A 22,931-nucleotide genomic window follows, 5' to 3' on the forward strand; every position below is an offset into this window, starting at 1 on the left:
ATGACAGCACGTGCGTATGATCCGTGGAAGCGGTTGTTCGACGTTGTCGCGGCGACCATCGCGTTGGTCGTGCTGTCGCCTGTGATGGGGATCGTGGCGATTCTGGTGGCGATGCGCCTGGGGAGGCCGGTCGTGTTCACTCAACGGCGCCCGGGCCTGCGCGGGCGGATCTTCGTGTTGCGCAAGTTCCGTTCGATGCGCAACGCAGATGAGGCTCGAGGTCTCATCACCGATGAGCAGCGACTCACTCGTTTCGGTCAGATCCTTCGTTCCACCAGCCTCGATGAGCTGCCCTCGTTGTGGAACGTGCTCAAGGGGGACATGAGTGTCGTCGGTCCTCGTCCGCTGCTGGTCGAGTACTTGCCTCGCTACACTCCGGAACAGGCGCGGCGACACGAGGTCCGTCCGGGGATCACCGGACTGGCCCAGGCGAGCGGGCGCAACGCATTGAGCTGGGAAGAGAAATTCGCGCTCGACGTCGACTACGTCGACAACCGGAGCCTGATTCTCGACGTCCGAGTGATTCTTGCAACCGTGCGCGCGGTCTTCGCGCGCGAGGGGATCGCGGCGGAAGGGCACGCCACCATTCAGAAGTTCGGGGGGTCCAATGTCTGAAGACATCATCGTCGTCGGGGCCGGCGGGTTCGGACGGGAGACGCTCGACGTGATCGCGGCGATCAATGCGGCGGCGCCGGCACCCGTCTGGAACGTGCTCGGCGTGGTCGACGACGGGCTCTCACCGATCCATGGGGAGCGTCTGGCCGCGCGGGGGATTCCACATCTTGGAGGGATCGAAGAGCTGCGGGCACGCTTTCCCTCGTGCCGCTATGTGGTCGGAATCGGGTCGCCCTCCGTCCGCGGGCGACTGAGCGCCATGATCGACTCGTGGGGCGGCCGGGCGGCGACACTCGTGCACCCGGCTGCGGTGATCGGAACGCAGGTGACGATCGGTGAGGGGGCGGTGCTGTGCGGCGGTGCGCAGATCTCCACCAACGTCGAACTGGGCCGACATGTGCATGTCAACCCCGGGGCGATCGTCGGGCATGACTGCCGTCTCGAGGATCATGTCTCGGTCAACCCCGGCGCCATCATCTCCGGAGACGTGCGCATCGAGAGCGGGACGCTGATCGGAGCCGGCGCGGTGATCCTGCAGCTCCTCGTGGTCGGCGGGGGTGCTCTTGTCGCCGCGAGCGCCTGCGTGACGAAGGATGTCCCGCGTGGTGCCACGGTGAGAGGGGTTCCGGCGCGATGAGCGGCCGGCGACTCTGCTTCGTGATCACGAACGACATCAGCACGGTCTTCTATCGCGGCTATCTCGGATACCTGCGCGAGCGGGGGTGGGATGTCACGATCATCTCCACCGACACCGGAAAGCTGAGTGCGCTCGGTGAGTCGGAGGGCGTGCGAGTGGTCGACGTCGACATGGTGCGCGACCCCTCTCCGCTACGCGATCTGCGCTCGCTGTTCCAACTGACGGCGGCGATCCGTCGCGTCGCACCCGACGTTCTCGTGTTCTCCACTCCGAAGGCATCATTGCTCGCGTCGCTGGCCGGCTGGATGTTGCGCATCCCCGTGCGGATCTATCACATCCTCGGGCTGCGCTACGAGACAGAGGCGGGGCTGCGCAGAGGCGTGTTCCGTGCGTTGGAGAAGACGGCCGCAGGACTCGCTACCGAGACACTCGCGGTGAGTCAGAGCCTCGTGGAACTGGTGCGCGACGAGGGACTGACGTCACGGGTGTCCGTGCTCGGTGCAGGCAGTCCGTTCGGGACAGATGTTGGTCGCTTCAGTCGTGAGGCATCGGATATCGATCCGGTCGATGCGGGGACGGAGAGTTTTCTGTCCAGGCATGGTGGCCGCTTCACGCTGCTCTTCGTCGGGCGCATCACCCGGGACAAGGGGGTCGGGGATCTTCTGGACGCCCTCGTCGTTCTCGCATCACGAGGGATCGAAGTGGTCACCCTCGTCGTCGGACCGGGCGAGGACGAACTGCTGGATCGCCGCATCGGGGAGCTTTCGCTGGAGCACGCCATACTCCGGGTCGGGCCTGTCGCGGATCCTCGTGCCTACATGCGCGTGGCCGATGTGCTCTGCCTGCCCACCCTACGGGAGGGCTTCGGGCAGGTGATCGTCGAGGCCGCTGGATTGGAAGTCCCGACCATCACGACGCAAGCCACAGGCGTTCGCGACGTGGTCCTCCAGGGCGAGACGGGTCTCAAAGTCCCGGTTCGTGACCCCAGAGCTCTGGCGGACGCAATCGAGCGCGCGGTCCGGAACCCCGATCAGGTGCACGCTTGGGGCGTGGCCGCGCGAGCGCGCGCTGTCGAACTGTACTCGACGGAGCGCGTCTGGCGGCAGTACGCGGAGCATTTCGAGGAGCTCGTCGCTCCGGAGAGTCACGCGAATGCCTGAAGACGATGCGGTGGCCGAAGGACCGCCTCCCACGCGCGATTCGGAGACGCCCCGACGTGAGGGCCGATCCGCGTTGCGCAGCATCGCGATGCTTCTCACCGGGACGGTAGCTTCCCAGGTCATCGGCGTCATCACGATGCCGGTCCTCAGCCGTATCTACGGACCGGCAGCCTTCGGCATCCTGGCTGTCTTCCTCTCTGTGAGCGCGGTCGTCAGCATGGTCGCCGCGCTCCGATACGAGTACGCGATCGTCTTGCCGGAACGCGACGACGATGCGCATCGGCTGCGACAGCTGTCGACGGGCCTCGTGAGTGTCATGTCGGTCCTCACGATGATCGCGACGATCTTCGTGTTCTGGTTCACCTCATCCGCGGACCGGCATTGGTGGGTGCTGCTCATCGGAGTGAGTGTCTTCCTCGCGGGCGAGACCACGATCCTGTACTTCTGGATGACGCGAAAGCGTCGCTATCGCATGCAGAGCCTTTCGCGGGTCGTGCAGGCCATCGTGACGGCGGCGACTCAGGCTGTGCTCGGGTTGGTGATAGCTCCGTCCGGGGAATGGCTCATCGTCGGGTACCTGGTCGGCCAGGTCTTCGGTGTCGGAGTTCTGCTGCTGACGGACGATGCTCGCAAGACCGCCCCCGTCAGGGACCATCGCAGCTGGTGGGAACTCATGGTGCGCTATCGAAAGATGCCACTGCTCAACGCGCCGAACGCACTCGTCGATTCACTGCGTCTCAACGGGATCAACATGATCATCGGCGGCCGGTCGATCCACGCTCTGGGGCAGTTCTCGATGGCCTGGAAGCTCGCTCAGGCGCCGATGGCCTTGATCGCGAGCGCGATCTCACAGGTGTACTACCAGCGCATGGCAGTTGCGGCGCCGGGGACATTGCGGGACCTGGTCCGCGGCGTGACGAAGCGGGCGCTGCTCGTCGGGTTCTTGCCGTTTCTCGTCCTCGGAGTCGTCGCGCCCGTCGTCGTGCCCTGGTTTCTGGGCAGCCAATGGGTGCAGGCTGGACTCATCGTGCAGGCCCTGACTCCGTGGCTGTACCTCAACATCGCCACCGCACCGCTTTCGACGGTGTTCATCGTGGCCGAGCGTCAGGGCACGATGCTGATCTTCGCGATCGTGTACATGGTCGTACCGCTCACCATCCTCTTCCTCGCAGGGGGCGACATCGTGCGCGCGGTATGGCTCACCAGCGGTGCGATGACGCTTCTGCTCGCGTTCTTGATCCAGCTCGCACATAGGGTCGCCGGTCAGTTCGACCGGCAGCGCGTGCTCAGCGAGTGAGGCCGAGTACGGACCTCGCCGCCGCACGGGCATTTGCGGCAGAGTCGAATCGCTGAGCCCAGACCGCTCTCGAGTCATATCGCGCGGACGGATCCACGACGCGTTCGACGGCGGACGCGATCCTCCTCTCGTCGTCGCGGACGTCCACGAGGATCCCGGAACCCAGATCTTCGCCGACGAGCTCATGAGTGGAGCCGACATTCGTCGCGACGATCGGGATACCGTAGGAAGCTGCCTCCATGGCACTGACCGGAATGCCTTCAGTCGTGCTCAGATTGAGGAAGACCCCGGGAGGAACTTCCCGGTAGCGCGCCAGGATTTCGTCTGTGGGTAGCCGTCCAGGCAGTTCGATCGTCAAGCCCGGCGTGGTCTGCACGGCACGCTCTGCCTCGGCTCGGATCTCCTCGAGAAGCGGACCATCGCCGAAATGAGTCCAGGCGACGGTGTGACCGCGTTCCGCGAGTTCCGACGCCGTTCTCAGGATGAGGTCGACGCGCTTGAGCGGGATGACCGACGAGCAACTCGCGATGCGCACCACTTCGTCTTGGTGGTCGGCGTGTCGAGGCATGGGCTGAGGGGGCGTGCCGAGGTGGCGGACCACGATCCGCTCCGGCGCCAGATAGGGCGCTTGTTCGAGAAGATAGTCGCGCCCGCTCTGCGCGATCGTGAGGATCGTATCGGCGGTCCCGAGCACATTCCGCCGCAGTGGCCGATAGCCCGCGGTTCGCTCGTCGAGGTCGTAGCGATGCACGCGCACGGCAATGCGGTTCGCGCGGCGTCTCAACCAAGGCAGTACATACGCGATGTCGACGCCCCAGAAGCTGTAGATCGCGAGAGGTTCTCTGCCGTTCGTGGCTTCGCGTATCGGCGTTCGAGAAGCGATCCAGGCGCCGGTGGTCGCGGCGATGAGATCACTCCGAAGCTTCGAGGCGGACCGTCCGAACCCCTCGCCGAAGAACACGCGGATGGCACGAATAGCACGCGCCGGGTTCAGCATCCCGCGGATCGCGCGGGACGCGCTGATGGTGCCTACAGACCCGAGAAACCTGACGTTAGGTCGCAGCGGGAGCAACGGCGCGTCCGGAGCAGTCAGGGAGACGATCAGCACTTCGTCGAATGCTTCGGCCAGAGCATCGATCTCGTTGCGGATGAAGGCCGCATCGCCGTAATCGTACGGATATTGATGCGTCAGAAGGAGTAGCCGATTGCGTTTGACTGTTTCGGATGAGTCAGCCATGAGTATTCTCATGCTGCTTCGGTGCCTTCGTCGCGCGCAATTGATGGAGATAGACGGCGACGACGGCGATTGTCGCAAAACCTGCCCATTCATGAGGCACGTTGAGGAAAGTGCTGTGCATGCTGAAGATGAGTGGGAGGCAGGCGATCATACATACTGACGCCGATGCGAGCGTGCGTTCGGGGGCAGACGAGTGCAGCAGTTTGTTGCTGCGGATGGAATTGACGAACAACGCGATCGTGACGGAGACGGCGATGGCGCCGAGTATCACACCGTACTGTGTCAGAAATTCGATCGCCCCGTTGTGAGGGTTGATCATGCCGAATGTCATTCGCGACGTGCCCTGGTCTAGCGCCACCAGCTCGTATCCGCCAGGACCCGATCCGAAAGGCGCTCTGTCGATCATGTCAAAACCGTTGAGCATGAGGTTCCAGCGCGCGACCAAGGAGCTGTCGGATGTGATTTCCACTCCGAAGAGCTTGATGGCGTAGTCGGCGCCGGACGCGCTACTGGAGATCTCGCCTGCGGAGTTGGCCTGGAGGAACTTGAAGACGAGAACCACTCCGAGCAGGGCGAACGCGAGGACGAACGCCTGCGCGAAGTGGGACCTGATTCGAAGGATCATCCACACAGCGACGCCGAGAAGGAGGGCCGCGACGCCGAACCGGCTGCTGGTCGCGATCATGATGGGGACAGACGCGATGGCGGCGAGGTAGTAGGCCCGCCGCGTCCAGGTCCGAGTGGCGAGAGCAGCCCCTGCGATCAACAGCGGAATGGTCAAGGTCAGAAACGCCGCGTAGTTGTTCGGGTTGAAGAATACGGTCACGACACCCGTCTTGGAAGCGCCCGGATTTGCGTCCAGGTAGGACGGGCCGAAATGGCGACCAGTCGTCAGTTCGATGATTGCCAGCACGGTGGTGCTGATCGAAGCGAGGAGCCATCCAGCCAGCACCGCACGAATTGTCAGGAGCGTGCTCGGCAGCGCGATCAGGCCCAAGGTGATCAGGACGCCCCCCGAGACCACCACTGCTTCGGCGAAGATGTGGGCCGCGCCGAAATGGATCACGATTGCCGGCAGCGTGATGGCGAGGATCGGGATGCAGAAGACGATGATGAACCGGCGCAAGCCGTTCGGCGGCCGACGTCGCATATGGAACACGCCGTAGACGAACATCAGCAACGAATACGCAGTGAATGCCGAGACTGGGCCGACGTGCGGGAGTATCGGATTGAGGGCTGAAACTGGCGCCGCCAGCGCCGCCAGCGCGAAGCCGATCCGGGACAGAGACTCAGGATCCGCCGGCTGAGATGTCGTCCTCGTCGTCCGTACCTGGACCGTCATGATGAGCCTCGTCTTCGTGCGTCAGCGGTGCCTCGGCGTTCCTTGGGCGCGGCGGACGAGTTCAGTGTGCCGAGCTGCGCGACCAACGACCTCATGATCGCAAGCTTGTCGATATGAGGCCGAGCGGCCTCGCGAACGGTCATGCGCCCGCGATCTGGCATCTCGGCGAGGAAGTCGACCATGCGAGCGAAGTTGAATCCGTTGTCATCGCAGTAGTAGAACGGGAAGCCCTGCGGGAGACCGGCATCAACATGGGTGGAATAGACGGGCAGGCCGGATGCGAGATACTCCCGCACCTTCAGGGTCGAGGCTTCCCGAAGGTCTTTTCGGTCGAGTGCCAGAGAAGCGATCGCGACCTGTGACTGCGAGAACACCTGGTGGACGGATTCGCGGTCAAGTACGCCGTGGATCTGGACGAGACCGCGAGCTGAGAGCTGGTGCGCCAATGCGCGGTCCGACGGCTCGAGTTCCCCGATGAGGTGCACGACCACGGGCGGAGGGCCCGTAGTCGCCTCGATCTCCGCGAGAGAGTCCAGGAGGCGATCCAGGCCCTGCCAGGCGTAGAAGACGGTGGATACGAAGACGGCGTGCACGGTCGGAGCATCTGCTGCTGGCTCGTCGGCGACGTCGATCTTGTCGACGTCGATCCCATTGGGATAGGTCGCAGCAACGGATGCTCGAGGGAATCGGCGGCTCTCGTACTTCGTGATCTCGTTGGTGACGCCGATGACGCCACGCAGTCCGCGAAAGGCCCAGGTTTTCAAGGGGCCTTCCAGGAACAGGGTGATCGCGCGGCGAGCGCCTCGCGTGACCAGAGTCAGCTCTTCGATCTCCTTGCTGTGATGGACGGTGAAGAGATTGGGGATCAACGGCGCCATGAATATCGCGAACGGATCCGGTGACAAAGACCGCATCAGTACGGCGTCATACTGCGCGGCATGACGTCGGATGTGCAACCAGGTGAAGAGCTTATGGAGCTGAAATCTTCGAGCCCAACGTGGCACTTGGGGGCCCTCATCGGTTCGCGCATCGGCGGGTGTGAGGGTGTGGGTATCCCAGTACGCCTCTTCGAGGGATCGCGCGGCATGTCGCTCGTATCCGAGTTGTGCGCGCTGACCACTCCCCAGTTCGAGGAAAAGGCCGACGTGGAGAATTCTCATGAAGGAGGACATCCTGGATGGGGTGGCGTCGAAATTCCGGCTCGCTGCATCGACGTGTGGCGGTGCCGTCAATTCTACTGGTCGAAATTCACCTGGCCGAGCGCTTCTCGTCGAGCGCGTGCTGTGGACTCCGCGATCCGCTGACGGATCGGCTCAGATGCTCAGGCGTTTGGTGCGAGGTCCCGCCCTGGCTCTCCCTGGTGCAGCTTCGCCACCAGAGAGGCCGAGGCGACGCCCACCCGGCGTGCAAGCCGCGCGGCCGGCTCTTCGACGTAGAGCGTGAACAGCACTGCGATCACGAAGGCAGTGGGGATGCTGGCGAACAAGATCTCGTTCGGGTGTGAGGGCATCAGGTGCACGGCGCCGATGAGGATCGGGACGTGCACGAGGTAGAGGCTGAATGAGATCCGGCCGAGGAAACGAAACGGTCGTGACGCGAAGGCGGCAGTGACTCCGGAGGGAATGGTCAGTCCCGCGATGATCATCGCGGCTCCGACAGTGACGGCAGCGTAGGCCGTGGCCTGAACGAGTCCCGGCAGATGGACGACTCGGGCGAGGTCGGGGACGGCGATGAGCGCGGCGCCTCCGAAGACCATGAGCCACGCGCGTGATGCGGGAGCTGGCGTAGTGCGGGTGTGAACGATCTTCGCGACGACACATCCGGCGAGGAACATGGGCATGTACTTCACGCCCAACACGGTCGCAGGTTCACCGATACTCGAGACGATCGCTGCGGCGATGATCACCAGCCAGTAGTTGCGGGTGACGCGCAACGTGATCAGGAATGCGACGGGCAGGAGGAGCGAGAACAACATCTCCCATTTGATCGACCACAGCGGGTTGTTGATCACGGGGTCGCCGGTGATCACCATCATCGCGCCAAGGATCTTGCGTGGGTCGAGGTTCGCGAAGCTGTACTGCTTCACCCATGCGCTCAGCGCGCCGGATGGGGTTTGACGGGTGAGAATGATGACGGCTGCCGCGAGGATCACGGACGCCGCGACGGGCAACCAGAGCCGGAGCACACGCCGGGGGTAGTACGCCCACAGGTCGAGCCCTCGCCCACGCAGCATCGGCAGCGTGAGCACGAACCCGCTGAGCACGAAGAAGATGACGACAGCCTCGTTGCCCATGAACAGATATCGGAGCGGGGTGTCAGCGAGCAGCACGGCCGCGGGGTCGCTGCCCGTGCCGCGCAGCACGGCGACGTAACTGTCGCCGATGGTGGTCGTCAACAGCGCGTGAGACAGCACCACGATGACGGCGGCGACGCCCCGGATCCCGTCGAGGGCGGCAAGTCGCTGGTGACGGGGGTGCTGAGACTTCACAGCCTCCGACAATAGCGCACCGACGCCCGCGCCAATCCACCGCCCAGACCCAACGGCAGGGTCCACCGACCCGAGCACGACCATCGCTGAGTTCGTGCGATCAGCCCCGATGGAGGACCTCGTCGACCTTCGCTTTGAACAGCGGCGCGAGCAGCTTTGCGAAGGTCTGAGTCAGGTGTGAGGAATCCTTGTAGACCAAGACATTGCCCTGGATGAGCGGGCATGTCTTCGGGTTGCAGATCCACGGAGAGATCTCCAGGAAGCCCGCGCCCGCCAGGGCTGCGCTCTGCCTCGCGACATTGCCCTGGAGCGCGTCCACGGTGTTGCGGGCACAGTTTTCGGCATCGGTGAGGTGATCCGAGAGGCATCCGATGGGGTCTTGGCCGACGTCCGGAACCGGCTCGACGACAACCACCGGCGCAATCTGGGTCAGGTCAGCAAGCGCTCTGCGCAGATCCTCGGCCTCGGACTCGGTCGGCTGATTGGCCAAGAAGATGACGTCCGGAGCGTTGGCGCGGAGACGACCGAGGATCTCTCGATTCCATCGATCGCACGAGACGTTCGCGGCGCCGTTGTGCAAGACCGGCTGCGTCGTGAATTGACACGCGTCCTTCGTATAGCGCAGGACCTGGAGATCATTCGATGTGGCCAGCTGGGCAAGAGCGGGGAACAATGAGCCTGCGAACGAGCTGCCCACCAGCGCGACTCGCGGTGCTCCATCGTTCTCGCCGAACAAGCATTCCGATGATGGAGCCTCGCTCAGGCCCACCCCATGACAGGTGGTGTTCCAGTCGGTTCCCACGGTCCAGAGCGTCGGCGTCATGTTTGAGGGCACGTAGGCAGTGCCGTGTGGATCGCGGATCAGCACCGGTGCAGCCGCGTGCCGATCTGCATGTAGAGGCGTCGCCTTGACAACGGTCGCACCTGCCATTGGAGCCGCGGCCAGGACGACCGCCCCGACGACCGCTACGCTCAATGCCCGCCTGCTTCGCTTTCCCCACCAAGAGGAGGCGTGTCTGAACGGGTTCTCCATGAAGCGCCAGCAGACCCAGCCGAGGGGTACGGCGAGCGCAGTCAGAAGGAGTCTGACCCAAAGCGGAAGCTGATTCTCCCATCCGACTGCGACCTGTGGGAGCAGCACCAACGGCCAGTGCACCAAGTACACGGAATACGAGATCTTGCCTAAGAACTGCATCGGAGCCACGGAGAGGGGCTTCACTACGCCACCTCGCGTCCCCGTCCCGGCGAGAATGAGCATCGCTGTGGCCAGCGCCGGAAGGGCGGCTGCTGTGCCCGGAAACTGGGTCGTCTTGTCGTAGGCGAAGCCTGCGATGAGCACGCCGAGTAGACCGCCCCAGCCAAGGTAGAGCTTCCATTTGCCATCCGACCCGAAGGCCGGAATCAACGGCAACGCGATGGCGAGTACGGCACCGATGCCAAGCTCCCACGCGCGTGTCGGAAGCAGGAAGAAGGCCACCGGCTGACGCCATGAGGTCGCCCACCAGCCGGCGACGAACGAGAGCACGACAAGCATCGCAGTCAGGATCAGGAGCACTCGCTTGTTGCCTCTGCTCAGCTTGTAGAAACCGAGCAGAATGAGGGGCCACACCAGATAGAACTGCTCTTCAAGCCCCAACGACCAATAGTGCTGAAAAGGGGAGGGAACGGCAGGGCCGAAGTAGTTTGTGCCCTCGACCGCGAAGAGGAAGTTCGGTACGTAAGCGAAGGTCGCGGCAGCCTGCTTCAGCATCTCTGGAACATTCACCGTTGCATAGACGATGAGAGCGATGAGTGTTGTGGCGGCGGCAACGATCCATGCGACAGGCACGAGCCTGCGCACTCGGCGGGCCCAGAACTCGCGCATTCGAAGCGTGCCGGCATCCAGATTCCCCGCGAGATGACTCGTGATGAGGAATCCAGAGATCACGAAGAACACGTCCACGCCGACGAACCCGCCCGAGAGTGCCGTGACCCCCGCGTGAAACACCAGAACAAGTAGTACCGCGATCGCGCGAAGCCCCTGAATATCGGACCTGAAGTCTCTGCTGGCCTCAGCGCTCATGCCGTTGATTATCGCAGTACGGCCACGCACCGTTCCTCATCGAGTCGTTGTGACCGACTCACCCGGATAGCGGCAGACCGGCGTGGCGAGCATCGACGAGCGCGAGCGGATGGGATCTTCGGACCCTTCGGTGAGGGCGAGAGACCGACTACGCCACCCACCAGACTCCAGACACAGATCATGAACCAGTCCCAGTCACCGTGAGTCACCAACTGCCCCGGGCACATAGGGTTGTTTCCGTGACGAATCCCGAGGCTTCGATCCTGATCTCGGTTCTCATGGCCGAATACAACACTCCGCCCGATCGTTTGCGTGCCTCGATCGCGTCGATCCTCGCGCAGACGGAGCGCAGGTTCGAATTCGTCATCGTCGACGACGGGTCGGCCACGGATGTCCGTTCCATTGCCGCCGAGTTCGCGGACGACCGGGTCCGCGTGGTGGGATACGGCGAGAACAGAGGGTTCGTCGCGGCTCTGAACTATGGAATCGACGAGGTGCGTGGCGAGTACATCGCACGGATGGACACCGACGATGTGGTGAGCACCGACTACCTCTCGTCCGTCTACGGATGGATCCGCGAGCACCAGGAGTATGCGGTGGTCTCCGCCAGGGCTCGCGAAGTGTCATCGGACGGGCCGGGCCTCGTACTCGGCCGCCCCGGCGAGATGACCGCCAAGCTCGTGATGCGCGGTTTCACTCCCATCCACGCGGCGTCGATCATGCGAAAAGAGGCCTTGCTCGCGGCGGGGGGTTATCAGAACTACCGTCGCGCAGAAGACCTCGCGCTGTGGTGCGAGATGCTGCTGCACGGGTACCGGCTGTTCGTGATTCCGGACGTGGTCTACGAATACCGGGTCGAGAAGGACGATTTCGCCAAACGATCGCTGCGCCACCGTGGCGACGAGATCCGCGTGCGCCTGCGGTACTACCCCAAGCTCGGAGCCGGTCCTCGCGAATACGCACGCATCGCCAAGTCGATCCTGAGTGGCTTGCTGCCCGTCAGTGTCGTACGAGCGGTCCGAGCGCGTCTTCATCCCAGCGCCTGACATCGACGGCTTGCCCTCGCTCGACTGCGCCGTCACTGCGCCGATCTAGGATTGTCGGATGTCCACTGCAACGTTCTCGCTGGCTGATGCGACTGTGCTCGCGCACGCGCAGATGTCGCGGATCGCGCGCGACCGGGGCATTCGCGCGCTGAGCGTCAAGGGGCCGATCGCGGAGGTATACGCGTTGCGCCCGCCGCGGACCTCGGCAGATGCCGACGTGCTGATCGACCCCGCCCGTCATGTCGAATTCTGCGCAGTGCTCGAAGGGCTCGGCTGGCATACGCGAATCGGTCGAGAGACTCCTTCCTTGATTCCGCAGCACTCCACGACCTACATCCACCCCGCTTGGCCCTGCGACATCGACGTGCACTGGATGTTCCCGGGTTTCTTCGCCGATGCCGCTGTGGCGTTCGAGGCGCTTTGGGCCTCTCGGCGCGTGGTCACCATCGCGCACGCTCCGGTAGATGCGCCGTCGAAGGCCGGAACCGCGGTCGTCATGGCCTTGCACGCGGCTCGAGACCTGCGCTCTCCACGCCACAAGGAGGAGAAGGAACTCGTGAGCGCGGCGCTGGCCGGGTCCTTCACTGCGGACGAACGCCAAGAGTTCGCTGACATCGCCCGGGTCGGCGGCGGGACCTGGGTTCTTCGTGATCTCCTCGTGGAGGCGGGCCTGGGGCCGGTCGACGTCGACATCGATGATGAGAGCCGTCGCCTGTGGGAACTGTTCTCGAATCGAGTCGAAGATGCTTCCAGCGTTGCGTGGTGGCGTCAGATCAGGGCAGCGCGCTGGTGGCAGAAGCCGAGGTGGCTCCTGCGCGCTGTGTGGGTCGTGCGGCAGGACGTGCCGCGGAATGATCCGGCAGTCCTTCCCAGCTGGGGTGAGACGACCGCATACCAGTGGCAACGGTGGGTCAGAGGCATGGGAGCGACTCTTCGGTACGTGCGTCGCGCGCGCTGACCACGCATTTCTCGGGTCGCCACCGCCGATAGCATAATTCCTATGCGCATTGCCGTCGTGGCCCTCGGAAAGATCGGGCTCCCCCTCGCTGTCCAGTTCGCCGCTTCCGGGCACGACGTGGTGGGAGTCGACGTCAACCAGAAGGTCGTCGACATCATCAACTCCGGTGTCGAGCCGTTCCCTGGCGAGGCACACCTGCAGGAGAAGCTGACCGAGCTCGTCCCCTCGGGGAGACTGCGCGCTACCACTGACTACGCCGAGGCGATCCCGGGTGCCGATGCGGTCGTGCTCGTCGCTCCCGTGTTCGTGAACGAAGAGACGTGGGAACCTGATTTCAAGTACATGGACGCCGCGACGGCGTCGCTTGCTGAACACCTCACTCCCGGCACTCTCGTCTCCTACGAGACGACGCTGCCGGTCGGGACGACGCGCACGCGTTTCGCCCCGATGCTTGAGCAGGGATCGGGACTCACTGAGGGCGCCGATTTCCACGTCGTGTATTCACCTGAGCGCGTCTTGACTGGTCGCGTCTTCGCGGATCTGCGCAAATACCCGAAGCTCATCGGCGCGCTGTCGGCCGAGGGCAACCGCCGCGCTCGCGAGTTCTACGAGGCCGTGCTCCAGTTCGACGAGCGCTCGGATCTGCCGCGTCCGAACGGCGTGTGGGATCTCGGAACCACGGAAGCGTCGGAGATGGCGAAGCTCGCCGAGACCACGTATCGCGATGTGAACATCGGCCTCGCGAATCAGTTCGGTCTGTTCGCCGCCGCGAACGGCATCGACGTGTACAAGGTCATCGAGGCCTGCAACTCGCAGCCCTACAGCCACATTCACCGTCCGGGGATCGCGGTGGGCGGGCACTGCATCCCGGTGTATCCCCGGCTGTACCTCGCGACGGATCCCGACGCCGATATCGTTCGCACGGCTCGCCAGCTGAACGCGTCGATGCCGGAGCGGCTCGTCGCGCGCGCCGAGACGCTCCTGGGTTCGCTCTCGGGCTTGACCGCTGTCGTGCTCGGCGCCGCATACCGTGGTGGAGTCAAGGAAACAGCGCTCTCCGGGGTGTTTCCGACGGTTCAGGCACTTCGCGAGCGCGGCGCCCAGGTGCGGGTGCACGACCCGCTGTACACGGACGAAGAGCTGCGAGGCCTCGGTTTCGAGCCGTTCACGATCGGTGATGCTGCTGACGTCGCCGTGCTGCAGACCGACCATGCCGACTACCGCACCCTGGCGCCCGCCCAGATCCCCGGCGTGAAGTTGCTCGTCGATGGTCGGGCAGCGAGCGACCCGGCGCTGTGGGCTGGAACACCTCGGATCGTGGTCGGATCCGGAGACTCCGCACTTGTGCCTGACTCGGTGGGGACGCGCTGAATCGTGACCGCGAGATCCTCGAATGTGCGAATCGTTGATTCGGCGGATGTGTCTGCTGATGCGGTGATCGGTGACGGGTCTTCGATCTGGCATCTTGCGCAGGTGCGGGAGCGGGCCCAGTTGGGTGTGAACTGCATCGTCGGTCGTGGCGCGTACATCGGCACCGGTGTCGTGATGGGCGACAACTGCAAGGTGCAGAACTACGCACTCGTGTATGAGCCGGCGCGTCTGGGCGACGGGGTCTTCATCGGTCCGGCAGTGGTGCTGACGAATGACACGTACCCGCGGGCGATCAACGCGGATGGCACGATCAAGAGCGCGCACGACTGGGAACCGGTCGGCGTGACCATTGAGAAGGGCGCCGCGATCGGCGCGCGCGACGTGCGTCGCGCCGGTGACGATCGGGGCGTGGGCGACGGTGGCAGCCGGTGCTGTCGTTGTGAAGGATGTGCCGGCGTATGCCCTCGTCGCGGGAGTGCCAGCCAGACGCATCGGTTGGGTCGGTGAGGCAGGTATCCCGTTGACCGCTGGGCCGGAGCCGAAGACCTGGATCTGCCCGCAGAGCAACGACCGTTATCTCGAGCAGGATGGCATTTTGATGAAGGAGAACGCGTGAGCGAGTTCATTCCCCCCGCGAAGCCGATCATCGGTGATGAAGAGCGTGCGGCTGTCGACCGGGTCATGCGCAGCGGAATGGTCGCGCAGGGTCCGGAGGTTGCGGCTTTCGAGGCGGAGTTCTCCGCGCACTTCGTGCAGGGCCGCCCGGCCGTGGCTGTGAACTCGGGTACGGCGGGTCTGCATCTCGGGTTGCTTGCGGCGGGCGTGGGTCCGGGGGATGAGGTCATCGTTCCGTCCTTCACGTTCGCGGCGACGGGCAACTCGGTCGCTCTGACGGGGGCGACGCCGGTGTTCGTCGACATCGAGCCGGAGACGTTCTCGCTGGATCCGCAGGCGGTTGCCGCGGCGATCACCCCGAGGACCAAGGGGATACTGCCGGTGCATTTGTACGGGCACCCGGCTCGGATGCGTGAGCTGGAGGCGCTGGCTACGGAGCGGGGTGTCGCGCTGTATGAGGACGCGGCGCAGGCGCATGGGGCGTCGTTGGATGGACGCCCGGTGGGCACGTTCGGTGAGTTCGCGATGTTCAGCCTGTATCCGACGAAGAACATGACCAGTGGCGAGGGCGGGATGGTGTCGACGGCGATGGCCGAGACCGCCAGGATGGTGAAGCTGCTGCGCAATCAGGGTATGGAACGGCAGTACGAGAACGAGGTCATCGGGTTCAACGCCCGGATGACGGACATTCATGCGGCGATCGGGCGAGTGCAGCTGACGAAGGTCGATGCGTGGACGAAGACCCGTCAGGGCAACGCGGCGTTCCTGGATGCGAACCTGCGGGGTGTGGTCGTCCCTCCGGTCGCGGACGGGGCAGTGCACGTGTATCACCAGTACACGATCCGGGTGCCAGAAGATCGGGATGGGTTCGTGAGGGCGCTCAAGGACGAGTACCAGGTGGGTGCGGGTGTGTATTACCCGATCCCGAATCACCGCCTGCCGTCGCTGACGCACTTCGCGCCGGGTCTGGAGCTGCCGGAGACGGAGCGCGCGGCCCAGGAGGTTGTCTCGTTGCCGGTGCATCCGTCGCTGTCGCAGGGTGACCTGGAGCGGATCGTCACCGCGGTGAACACGGTGGCGGGAGCGGGCGCCTGATGGCGGATCTGCGGGTCGGGTTGCTCGGCGTGGGCATGATGGGGCGACATCATGCCCGCGTGCTGCGCGAGGTGGAGGGGATCGAGCTGGTCGCGATCGCGGACCCGGGTGGGGATCCGCATGGCGTCGCGGGGGATCTTGACGTCTTGCCGGACATCGAGTCGCTGATCAGCGCCGGTATCGACATGGCTGTCGTCGCGGTCCCGACCCGGTTCCACGAGGACGCTGCGCTCAAGCTCGCCGCAGCGGGGGTGCACACGCTGGTCGAGAAGCCCATCGCGCACACCGTGGAGGCCGGCCAGCGCATGGTCGACGCCTTCGAATCACAGGGCCTCGTCGGCGCCGTCGGACACATCGAACGCTTCAACCCCGCCCTGCAGCAGATGCGTCGACGCATCGAGGCAGGGGAGCTCGGGGCCCTCTATCAAGTCGCCACCCGCCGCCAGGGCCCCTTCCCGGCGCGGATCGCCGACGTCGGCGTCGCCAAGGATCTGGCGTCGCACGACGTCGATCTCACGGCATGGGTGGTGCAGTCGCCGTATGAGCGCGTCTTCGCCCAGACCGCGTTCAAGAGCGGGCGCGAGCACGAGGACATGATCACGATCACCGGCCGCACCGCAAGCGGCGTGATCGTCAACAACATCGTGAACTGGCTCTCTCCGATGAAGGAGCGACTCACGGTCGTCACCGGGGAGAAGGGTGCACTCGTCGCCGACACCTCGACCGGAGATCTGACCTTCTACGCGAACGGCACGATTCCGCTGGAGTGGGCTTCTGTGTCGTCGTTCCGCGGCGTCTCCGAGGGTGACGTCACGCGTTATGCCTTCGCGAAGCGCGAGCCTCTGCGCGTGGAGCATGAGGCTTTCCGCGATGCGGTTCTGGGTGAGAGCACGGATCTGGTCACCATGCGGCAAGGATTGCGTGCACTGGTGGTCGTCGAGGCGGCACTGGAATCCGCTCGCACCGGAGACGCGCTCAGGATCGATTGATCTCGTCCTTCTATGCTGGCGGGGCAGGGGCCTCAGCCCACGCTCGAGAGCCCGTGAGACGAATCGGATGTCGTCGTGCGCATGCACGCTGATTGGATACCTGGATGATGAGCACCCCTCCGTCGCGCCGCGATCTCCGGTCGCAGAGGCCGGAGCCCGACGAGGCGTCACCGCGTCGTCGGAAGCGCCGGATCTGGCCGTGGATCACCGGCGGGGTGCTGCTCATCGTCATCGCGGTTGCGGTGGTCGGCCTGATCGTCGGCAAGCACATCTACGACAGCGCGATGTCGGCCCGCACGCACCTCGCGGCCGCCATGACCGACGTGCAGCAGGTGCAGAAGGCGATCCTCGTCGGTGACTTGACCACGGCGGCCACAGCGGCCGACAAGGTGTCGAAGGAGACCGCGGCCGCGGTCGCGCTCACGAAGGACTGGCAGTGGCGGGCGGGGGAGAAGATCCCCGGCGTCGCGCAGAATCTGATCGCCATGCGCACGGTCGCCCAGGTGACGGACGGCCTTGCGACCGATGTCGTCCAGCCGGCCGCGAGCGTCAAGCTCAGCGACTTCAAGTTCGCCGCGGGCGGGATCGACATCACGGCGATCACGAACCTATCGAAGACCTTTACGACGGTGCAGGCCGGGATCACGAAGGCGCAGGCCGGGCTGAAGAAGGTGGATCGCACCGCGCTGGTCGGTCCGGTCGCGGACGGCATGAGCAAGCTCGAGTCCGAGCTGCAGAAGATCGGTCCGAGCATGACGATGGCGCAGGAGGTGCTGAGCGTGCTTCCCGATGCCTTGGGTGCGCAAGGTCCGCGGACATACCTGCTCATGTTCCAGGGCAACTCCGAGGCGCGAAGTCTGGGCGGCAACGCCGCGCAGTTCCTGCCGATCACGGTCGACCATGGCCACATCACTCCCGGCGCCGTGGTGAGCAGTTCCGATTTCAAGCAGCAAGGGCGAAAGGTTCCGATCGTCCCGCTCGATCCGCAGGCCGAGAACATCTTCGGAGACAAGATCGGGCGCTACACGCCCGACTTCACGATGGTGCCGAATCTTCCCTACGCGGTGAGCATTCTCCGGGCCTGGTGGGCGGCCGACATCGGCACGAATATCGATGGCGTGCTCTCGATCGATCCGGTCGCGCTCTCCTACATCCTCGAGGCGACGGGGCCGTTGACCCTCGCCGATGGAAGTCAGCTCACGTCGCAGAACGCCGTCGCGCTGCTGCTGAACCAGGTGTATTTCACGTACCCCACAGGCCCCGAGCAGGATGCGTTCTTCGCCTCGGCCGCCGATTCGATCTTCGGGGCGGTGACCTCGGGCAAGGTCTCCTCCCCGGTCAAGCTGATCCAGGCGCTCTTGCACGCGTCGGATGAAGGACGACTGCTCTATGTGAGCAACGATCCGAAAGAGACGCAGCTCATCGACAACTCGCGGATGAGCGGGATCATGCCGACCACGAACACGGATCAGACCGTCGTCGGCGTCTACCTGAACGACAACACCGGGTCGAAGAAGAGCTACTACCTCGACATGGGGATCGACGTCTGTCGGGCGGGTGATGTGGTCAAGGGGCAGTCCGTGCTCACCTCGAACCTCACTCAGGCCGAGGCCGACCGGCTACCGCCGTACATCACGGGGCCCTATTTTGGCGCGGATGACATCAGCAGCTACATGGTCGTTTACGGCCCAGTCGGCAGTCAGCTCGCGAGCATCACGGTCGACGGGAAGCCCGTCACTCCGCTGAGCCAGGGCGAGCATTTGGGGCGTCCGGCCGTGAAGTTCGAGGTGTTCAGCCATCTGAACGACTCCCACACCATCGACTTCTCGTTCAAGACGGCCAAGACGGAGGGGCCGTTGGCCGTTTGGACGACTCCGATGTCGCGGGCGACGCCGATCAAGATCGAGGCGACCTGTAAGTAGGTCGGACCCGCGGGGAGGCGCGTATCGTCTCGCTCCTCGCTGCGCTCGGTGCTCGCTCAACGACCCCGGGAGGGAGGTGCCGGGGCCGGGGCTCTCAGTACGCGCCGGCACCGGTGAAGACGACTCGCAGTGTGCGCCAGAGGATGATCAGGTCGCCGGTCAGGGACCAGTTCTCGACGTAGAACAGATCGAGTCGCACGCTGTCGTCCCAGGAGAGATCCGAGCGTCCGTTGACCTGCCACAGACCCGTGATGCCGGGACGCACGAGGAAGCGACGCTGCATGCGATAGTCGTAGCGCTCCGCCTCGATGATGAGCGGGGGGCGCGGCCCGACCAGAGACATGTTGCCCTGCAGCACGTTGATCAGCTGAGGCAGCTCGTCGAGGCTGTGCCGGCGCAGCGCGCGGCCCACCGGCGTCACGCGCGGGTCGTTCTTCATCTTGAACAGCGTGCCGTTGCCGTCACTGCGGTCCAGCAGACCGGGCAGCTGGTCTTCGGCGTTGACGACCATGGTCCGGAACTTCAGCATCTCGAAGCGACGCCCGTCGCTGCCGATCCGCTGCTGCCGGAAGATGGCGTGCCCTCCGTCCTGCCGCACGCGCAGGGCGAGGATCGCGAACACCGGGCTCAGCACGACCAGCGCGATGACCGACGTGATGACATCGAACGTGCGCTTCGCGACGTACTTCATGCCCTCGAAGGTCGGATAGTCGACCTGGATGAGGGGAAGTCCCGGCGTCGGGCTCGAGTGCAGTCGCGGGCCGGCGATGCCGGTGAGGGCAGGGGCGACGAGCAGCTCGATCTTCGCCTCTTCCAGCTCCCAGCCGAACTCCTGCAGCGCCTCGGGCGTGAACCGGTCGGATCCGCTGAACACCACGGTGTCGGCACCCGACGCGAGCACCGCCTCGATCGCGTTGTCGAACCCGGCGAGCACGGGCACGCCGGGAAGCAGATCCTGATCGCGCCCGTACTCGGTGACAGCCCCCAGCAGCTGCACTCCCAGGCCGGGCTCGCGCAGGATCGATGCGCCGACACTCCGGGACTTCTCCCGCTCGCCGAGGATCACGGCGTGGTGCGTGTAGCGCCCCTCGTGGCGCTGCCGCAGCAGCCAGCTCCGCCACACCCAGCGGCCGAGGAACAGGAACGCCAGGCCGATCGGGAACGCCACCAGCACGTACCCGCGCGCGAGCTGCAGCTGGAACCCGAACGCGAGGATCGCCAGCACTCCGAACAGGCGCACGGTGGCGTCGGCCACGCGCTTGTATTCGAGCGAGCCTCCGCCGATGAGCTTCGCGTTGCGGGATCCCGACAGGCGCAGCGCGAGCAACCAGACGACGATGAGGGCCACCGAGAACATCGAGTATTCGAACTCGGCGCGGAGAAAGCTGAGCCCGACGACGCGCGAGTCGCCGAGACCGAACCGCGCGAACTGCGCGATGGCGACGGCGGCGCACACCACGAACGCATCCGTGACGGACAGACGCTTGGCGTACGCGTGACGCCACAGATTGACAGTGTGCGCCGTCGCCAGCGCATCGACTTTCCCAGACACTCCCCAGTGCTCCCCAGTAACCGTTCCCCAACTACGGCAGATGGCGCAACGCCATCGTCCTCCCCCTGGAACCCGTGGCCTCCCAAGGCCACGACTCCTCATCCGATCGAAGGCTGGCAGCTTCGGGTGCTGCACCATCGAGTCGCATCGTGCACCTCCCAAAGGTGCCCGACTGCCTCATCCTAACCCGAGCCGGGCCGAAGAATCCAGACTGCGGAATACCGGAATTCGAATCAGCGCGTCGGCGGGTACGCGCGGCGGCGCACGGCGTCGATGATCTCCACGATGAGCAGGCCGACGCAGGCGCCCGCCGTGTTGGCGATGACATCCGCGGCGGTGGCGCTGCGGTGCGACAGGAAGATCCCCTGGACCGACTCGATCATGACCGTGGTGAGGAACCCGATCGGCGCGACGAGGTAGCGCCGGCGGGGGAGGAGCACGGCGAGGAAGATGCCGAGCGGGACGAACATGCCGACGTTGGCGGCGAACTCGACGCGTACCAGCGTGAGCCCGGGGAACCCTGCCGTCGCCGTGCGGATCCACGGGTCGAGCAAGGAGAAGAACGGCTGCGGCCAGAACACGATCACCGCGACGATGACCGCGTAGAAGATCAGCCAGAGCAGCGCCCTGCGCACCCGAAGGTGCGCGGGCGCCGCCCCGGCCATGTCGTCAGACATCGTCTGTCTCAGAGTGCGAGCCGCTCGCGCACGACCTCGGCGAGCTGGTGCGCGTACTCGTGGGCGGACGCCTCGTCGGCGGCCTCCACCATCACGCGCACGAGCTGCTCGGTGCCCGACGGGCGCAGCAGCACCCGGCCGGAGTCGCCGAGCTCGGCCTCGACGGCGCGCACCGCCTTCTGCACATGCTCGTCGTCGGTGCGGGTGCGATCGACGCCCTTCACGTTGATGAGCTTCTGCGGGTACACCGTCATGATCGAGGCGAGCTCGGCCAGGGTCTTCTTCTGGCGCGCCATCTCGGCCACGAGGTGCAGGCCCGTGAGCACGCCGTCGCCCGTCGTGGCGAAGTCGCTCATGATGACGTGGCCCGACTGCTCGCCGCCGAGCGAATAGCCGTTGGCGTTCATGTCCTCGAGCACGTACCGGTCGCCGACAGCGGTCTGGCGCACGATGATGCCCTGCTCGCGCATGGCGACGTGCAGACCGAGGTTGCTCATCACTGTGGCGACGAGGGTGTTCTCGGCGAGGCGGCCGCGATCCTTCATCGCGACCGCGAGGATCGCCATGATCTGATCGCCGTCGATGATGGTGCCGTCGGCGTCGACCGCGAGGCAGCGATCAGCGTCGCCGTCGTGCGCGATGCCGACGTCGGCACCGACCCGGATGACCTCCGCGGCGAGCTTGTCGAGATGCGTGGATCCGACGCCGTCGTTGATGTTGATCCCGTCCGGATCCGCACCGATCACCGTGACCCGGGCGCCCGCGTTGCGGAACACTTCAGGAGAGGCGCCGCTGGCCGCGCCGTTCGCGCAGTCGAGCACGACGTGCAGGCCGTCGAGCCGGTGCGGCAACGACGCCAGCAGGTGCATGATGTAGCGGTCCTCGGCGTCGGAGAACCGGCTGACACGGCCGACAGCGGCGCCGGTGGGGCGCAGCTTCTCGCCGGCCATCGCCGCCTCGATGCGCTGCTCGACCTCGTCGGGCAGCTTCACGCCGCCGCGGGCGAAGATCTTGATGCCGTTGTCGGGGGCCGGGTTGTGCGACGCCGAGATCATCACGCCGAAGTCGGCGTCGATGTCGGCGATCAGGAACGCGGCCGCCGGGGTCGGCAGAGTGCCGGCGTCGAGCACGTCGACGCCGGAGGAGGCCAGGCCCGCCTCGACGGCGGCGCTGAGGAAGTGCCCCGAGATCCGCGGGTCGCGGGCGACCACGGCGGTGAGGCGTTTGCCGGCGGCCTTGCGAGCCTCGGCAATACGGCCCTGGCCCAGGACGACAGCTGTCGCCTGGGCCAGGGTGAGCGCGATATCCGCGGTGAGGGGGCCGTTGGCCAGCCCCCTCACCCCGTCGGTACCGAACAGAGCCATAGAGGGACTGTAAGGCTTAGCGCTTGGAGTACTGAGGCGCCTTGCGGGCCTTCTTGAGTCCGGCCTTCTTGCGCTCCTTCACGCGAGCGTCGCGCGAGAGGAAGCCGGCCTTCTTCAGGGTCGGGCGGTTGTTCTCTTCGTCGATCTGGTTCAGCGACCGGGCGATGCCGAGGCGGAGAGCGCCGGCCTGGCCAGAGTCGCCGCCGCCGGAGATGCGGGCGATGACGTCGTAGGCGCCCACGAGGTTCAGCGCCGTGAAGGGGTCGTTGATCAGCTGCTGGTGCAGCTTGTTCGGGAAGTAGTCCTCGAGCGTGCGGCCGTTCACCGTGATGGTGCCGGAGCCGGGGACGAGGCGCACGCGGGCGATGGCCTGCTTGCGGCGACCCACGGCAGCGCCGGGGACGCTGAGCACGGGGCGGGGAGCAGACTCGACGGCCTCGGCCTCAGGGCTCGAGGTCGTGAAGTTCTGCGGGAAGTCGGTAGTGTCCTGGATGTCAGCCACGA

19 protein-coding genes and 1 pseudogene are annotated in these 22,931 nt (G+C 65.2%); 11 read left to right on the forward strand and 9 right to left on the reverse strand.

Annotation, left to right across the window (positions count from 1 at the left end):
- The 4 genes from ABD882_RS10485 to ABD882_RS10500 are packed head-to-tail and all read left to right on the forward strand — an operon-like array spanning position 1 to position 3,709.
- Positions 1-615 carry a sugar transferase gene (locus tag ABD882_RS10485; protein ID WP_345186721.1) on the forward strand — a complete coding sequence of 205 codons (615 nt, stop codon included), beginning with the start codon at positions 1-3 and terminating at the stop codon, positions 613-615.
- Entirely contained in the window at positions 608-1,252 is a 645-nt protein-coding gene (locus ABD882_RS10490; RefSeq protein ID WP_345186723.1) for an acetyltransferase, read from the forward strand. Before ABD882_RS10485 ends, ABD882_RS10490 begins: the two co-directional genes overlap by 8 nt.
- The gene (locus ABD882_RS10495) at positions 1,249-2,412 is read left to right on the forward strand and encodes a glycosyltransferase family 4 protein (RefSeq protein WP_345186724.1); all 1,164 of its coding nucleotides are present in this window, start codon (positions 1,249-1,251) and stop codon (positions 2,410-2,412) included. Before ABD882_RS10490 ends, ABD882_RS10495 begins: the two co-directional genes overlap by 4 nt.
- Positions 2,405-3,709, forward strand: coding sequence for a lipopolysaccharide biosynthesis protein (locus tag ABD882_RS10500; RefSeq protein ID WP_345186726.1), 1,305 nt, complete (start codon positions 2,405-2,407; stop codon positions 3,707-3,709). Before ABD882_RS10495 ends, ABD882_RS10500 begins: the two co-directional genes overlap by 8 nt.
- On the opposite strand, the gene ABD882_RS10505 is transcribed toward ABD882_RS10500, so the two are convergent.
- From ABD882_RS10505 to ABD882_RS10525, 5 genes are all read right to left on the reverse strand, one after another.
- A complete protein-coding gene (locus ABD882_RS10505) occupies positions 3,699-4,946 on the reverse strand; it encodes a glycosyltransferase (protein ID WP_345186728.1) in 1,248 nt (415 codons plus the stop codon). The two genes, ABD882_RS10500 and ABD882_RS10505, sit on opposite strands and share 11 nt — an antisense overlap.
- On the reverse strand, positions 4,939-6,288 hold the full coding sequence (locus ABD882_RS10510; RefSeq protein WP_345186730.1) for an O-antigen ligase family protein: 1,350 nt from the start codon (positions 6,286-6,288) through the stop codon (positions 4,939-4,941). The genes ABD882_RS10505 and ABD882_RS10510 overlap by 8 nt, the downstream gene beginning before the upstream one ends.
- The gene (locus ABD882_RS10515) at positions 6,285-7,448 is read right to left on the reverse strand and encodes a glycosyltransferase (protein WP_345186731.1); all 1,164 of its coding nucleotides are present in this window, start codon (positions 7,446-7,448) and stop codon (positions 6,285-6,287) included. The genes ABD882_RS10510 and ABD882_RS10515 overlap by 4 nt, the downstream gene beginning before the upstream one ends.
- A 161-nt stretch (positions 7,449-7,609) precedes the next feature.
- Positions 7,610-8,776 (reverse strand): acyltransferase family protein, encoded by a 1,167-nt coding sequence (locus tag ABD882_RS10520; RefSeq protein ID WP_345186733.1) that lies wholly within the window; start codon positions 8,774-8,776, stop codon positions 7,610-7,612.
- Between the two features lie 100 nt (positions 8,777-8,876).
- Positions 8,877-10,838 carry an acyltransferase family protein gene (locus ABD882_RS10525; protein WP_345186735.1) on the reverse strand — a complete coding sequence of 654 codons (1,962 nt, stop codon included), beginning with the start codon at positions 10,836-10,838 and terminating at the stop codon, positions 8,877-8,879.
- Positions 10,839-11,077: 239 nt separating this feature from the next.
- Here ABD882_RS10525 and ABD882_RS10530 point away from each other — a divergent pair, with 239 nt between their 5' ends.
- The 7 genes and pseudogenes from ABD882_RS10530 (at position 11,078) to ABD882_RS10560 (ending at position 18,834) form a co-directional block, all read left to right on the forward strand.
- Positions 11,078-11,884 (forward strand): glycosyltransferase, encoded by an 807-nt coding sequence (locus tag ABD882_RS10530; protein WP_345186736.1) that lies wholly within the window; start codon positions 11,078-11,080, stop codon positions 11,882-11,884.
- 58 nt (positions 11,885-11,942) lie between these two features.
- Positions 11,943-12,842: a nucleotidyltransferase family protein gene (locus ABD882_RS10535; protein ID WP_486348213.1), complete on the forward strand. Its 900-nt coding sequence runs from the start codon at positions 11,943-11,945 to the stop codon at positions 12,840-12,842.
- 42 nt (positions 12,843-12,884) lie between these two features.
- Positions 12,885-14,213 (forward strand): nucleotide sugar dehydrogenase, encoded by a 1,329-nt coding sequence (locus tag ABD882_RS10540; RefSeq protein WP_345186740.1) that lies wholly within the window; start codon positions 12,885-12,887, stop codon positions 14,211-14,213.
- Positions 14,214-14,237: 24 nt separating this feature from the next.
- A pseudogene (locus tag ABD882_RS10545) lies at positions 14,238-14,829 on the forward strand (acyltransferase).
- A complete protein-coding gene (locus ABD882_RS10550) occupies positions 14,826-15,923 on the forward strand; it encodes a DegT/DnrJ/EryC1/StrS family aminotransferase (protein WP_345186742.1) in 1,098 nt (365 codons plus the stop codon). The pseudogene ABD882_RS10545 and the gene ABD882_RS10550 overlap by 4 nt, the downstream one beginning before the upstream one ends.
- Positions 15,923-16,912: a Gfo/Idh/MocA family oxidoreductase gene (locus tag ABD882_RS10555; protein WP_345186744.1), complete on the forward strand. Its 990-nt coding sequence runs from the start codon at positions 15,923-15,925 to the stop codon at positions 16,910-16,912. Before ABD882_RS10550 ends, ABD882_RS10555 begins: the two co-directional genes overlap by 1 nt.
- Positions 16,913-17,016: 104 nt before the next feature.
- Complete coding sequence (locus ABD882_RS10560; RefSeq protein ID WP_345186746.1) at positions 17,017-18,834, forward strand: DUF4012 domain-containing protein; 1,818 nt, start codon at positions 17,017-17,019, stop codon at positions 18,832-18,834.
- A 94-nt stretch (positions 18,835-18,928) separates the two neighbouring features.
- Here the strand turns inward: ABD882_RS10560 and ABD882_RS10565 are convergent, their stop codons facing one another.
- The 4 genes from ABD882_RS10565 to rpsI all read right to left on the reverse strand — a co-directional run bounded on the left by ABD882_RS10565 (position 18,929) and on the right by rpsI (position 22,929).
- A complete protein-coding gene (locus ABD882_RS10565; protein WP_345186748.1) occupies positions 18,929-20,386 on the reverse strand; it encodes a sugar transferase in 1,458 nt (485 codons plus the stop codon).
- Between the two features lie 233 nt (positions 20,387-20,619).
- Positions 20,620-21,063 carry a VanZ family protein gene (locus tag ABD882_RS10570; RefSeq protein ID WP_345186749.1) on the reverse strand — a complete coding sequence of 148 codons (444 nt, stop codon included), beginning with the start codon at positions 21,061-21,063 and terminating at the stop codon, positions 20,620-20,622.
- A gap of 8 nt (positions 21,064-21,071) precedes the next feature.
- The gene (gene glmM, locus ABD882_RS10575) at positions 21,072-22,427 is read right to left on the reverse strand and encodes a phosphoglucosamine mutase (protein ID WP_345186751.1); all 1,356 of its coding nucleotides are present in this window, start codon (positions 22,425-22,427) and stop codon (positions 21,072-21,074) included.
- A 16-nt stretch (positions 22,428-22,443) separates the two neighbouring features.
- Positions 22,444-22,929, reverse strand: coding sequence for a 30S ribosomal protein S9 (gene rpsI / locus ABD882_RS10580; RefSeq protein ID WP_345186753.1), 486 nt, complete (start codon positions 22,927-22,929; stop codon positions 22,444-22,446).
- Between the last annotated feature and the right edge of the window lie 2 nt (positions 22,930-22,931).

Source organism: Microbacterium panaciterrae, from assembly GCF_039541635.1.
GTDB lineage: Bacteria > Actinomycetota > Actinomycetes > Actinomycetales > Microbacteriaceae > Microbacterium > Microbacterium panaciterrae.

Coding starts and splice junctions, on each gene's coding strand:
- ABD882_RS10505 (WP_345186728.1), bottom strand. CDS start 4,946: ATGGCTGACTCATCCGAAACAGTCAAACGCAATCGGCTACTCCTTCTG.
- ABD882_RS10540 (WP_345186740.1), top strand. CDS start 12,885: ATGCGCATTGCCGTCGTGGCCCTCGGAAAGATCGGGCTCCCCCTCGCT.
- ABD882_RS10510 (WP_345186730.1), bottom strand. CDS start 6,288: ATGACGGTCCAGGTACGGACGACGAGGACGACATCTCAGCCGGCGGAT.
- ABD882_RS10560 (WP_345186746.1), top strand. CDS start 17,017: ATGATGAGCACCCCTCCGTCGCGCCGCGATCTCCGGTCGCAGAGGCCG.
- ABD882_RS10555 (WP_345186744.1), top strand. CDS start 15,923: ATGGCGGATCTGCGGGTCGGGTTGCTCGGCGTGGGCATGATGGGGCGA.
- ABD882_RS10485 (WP_345186721.1), top strand. CDS start 1: ATGACAGCACGTGCGTATGATCCGTGGAAGCGGTTGTTCGACGTTGTC.
- ABD882_RS10500 (WP_345186726.1), top strand. CDS start 2,405: ATGCCTGAAGACGATGCGGTGGCCGAAGGACCGCCTCCCACGCGCGAT.
- ABD882_RS10535 (WP_486348213.1), top strand. CDS start 11,943: ATGTCCACTGCAACGTTCTCGCTGGCTGATGCGACTGTGCTCGCGCAC.
- ABD882_RS10525 (WP_345186735.1), bottom strand. CDS start 10,838: ATGAGCGCTGAGGCCAGCAGAGACTTCAGGTCCGATATTCAGGGGCTT.
- ABD882_RS10490 (WP_345186723.1), top strand. CDS start 608: ATGTCTGAAGACATCATCGTCGTCGGGGCCGGCGGGTTCGGACGGGAG.
- glmM (WP_345186751.1), bottom strand. CDS start 22,427: ATGGCTCTGTTCGGTACCGACGGGGTGAGGGGGCTGGCCAACGGCCCC.
- ABD882_RS10495 (WP_345186724.1), top strand. CDS start 1,249: ATGAGCGGCCGGCGACTCTGCTTCGTGATCACGAACGACATCAGCACG.
- ABD882_RS10515 (WP_345186731.1), bottom strand. CDS start 7,448: ATGAGAATTCTCCACGTCGGCCTTTTCCTCGAACTGGGGAGTGGTCAG.
- ABD882_RS10570 (WP_345186749.1), bottom strand. CDS start 21,063: ATGTCTGACGACATGGCCGGGGCGGCGCCCGCGCACCTTCGGGTGCGC.